The sequence below is a fragment of the Pseudomonas edaphica genome (assembly GCF_005863185.1).
GTDB lineage: Bacteria > Pseudomonadota > Gammaproteobacteria > Pseudomonadales > Pseudomonadaceae > Aquipseudomonas > Aquipseudomonas edaphica.
Map to the genome: position 1 here is coordinate 1 of NZ_VBVZ01001020.1, position 1,110 is coordinate 1,110.

Annotated in this window: 1 protein-coding gene; it reads left to right on the forward strand. The window is 59.8% G+C overall.

Annotated features, from left to right (window positions below):
* Positions 1-205: 205 nt before the first annotated feature.
* A partial coding sequence (locus FEM54_RS32960; protein ID WP_171045971.1) for a malonate decarboxylase subunit alpha occupies positions 206-1,110 on the forward strand: 905 nt, incomplete at its 3' end.

Below are 1,110 nucleotides of genomic sequence, written 5' to 3' on the forward strand. Positions count from 1 at the left end.
GCGGTGGGTCAGCAATGAAGTTGTGGGCTGACAGTCCGCTATCGCAGGCAAGCCAGCTCCCACCTTTGATTTTCATTTGGCTTGAATCCAGCATTCACTGATGTTCCGTTACTCTAGCCGTAACGATCCACCGCCGGGCTTGATTGATGCCCCCCACATTCACTCCTAAGGTACAGCCCACGACAGCAAACCCCGTGGAGCGACCATGACAACAACCATCACCCCCGATTCGCGCTGGACGCGGCGGCGCGACGAGAAGCAGCGGCGGCTCGGGCTGGTCAAGCAGTACGCAGACGGGGCAGTGTTGCCCAGTGACAAAATCGTCGAAGCGCTGGAAGCGCTGATCCTCCCCGGCGACCGGGTGGTGCTGGAGGGCAATAACCAGAAGCAAGCCGATTTTCTCTCGCGCTCACTGGCCAAGGCCGACCCGACCAAGCTCCACGATTTGCACATGATCATGCCCAGTGTCGGCCGTTCCGAGCACCTGGACCTGTTTGAAAAGGGCATCGCGCGCAAGCTGGATTTCTCCTTCGCCGGCACCCAGTCCCTGCGCATCAGCCAGTTGCTCGAAGATGGCCTGCTGGAAATCGGCGCGATCCACACCTACATCGAACTCTACGCACGGCTGGTGGTTGACCTGATCCCCAACGTGGTGCTTTCGGCCGGTTTCATGGCCGACCGCGCCGGCAATATCTACACCGGCGCCAGTACCGAAGACACTCCGGCGCTGATCGAACCCGCTGCGTTCAGCGATGGCATCGTCATCGTGCAGGTCAACCAGTTGGTCGACGATGTCACTGACTTGCCCCGTGTCGACATCCCGGCGAGCTGGGTGGATTTTGTGGTGGTGGCCGACAAGCCGTTCTACATCGAACCGCTGTTTACCCGCGACCCGCGTCATATCAAGCCGGTGCATGTGCTGATGGCGATGATGGCGATCCGTGGCATCTACGAAAAACACAATGTGCAGTCGCTCAACCACGGCATTGGTTTCAACACCGCCGCCATTGAGTTGATCCTGCCGACCTACGGCGAGTCCCTGGGCCTCAAGGGCAAAATCTGCCGCAACTGGACCCTCAACCCGCACCCAACCCTGATCCCCGCGATTGA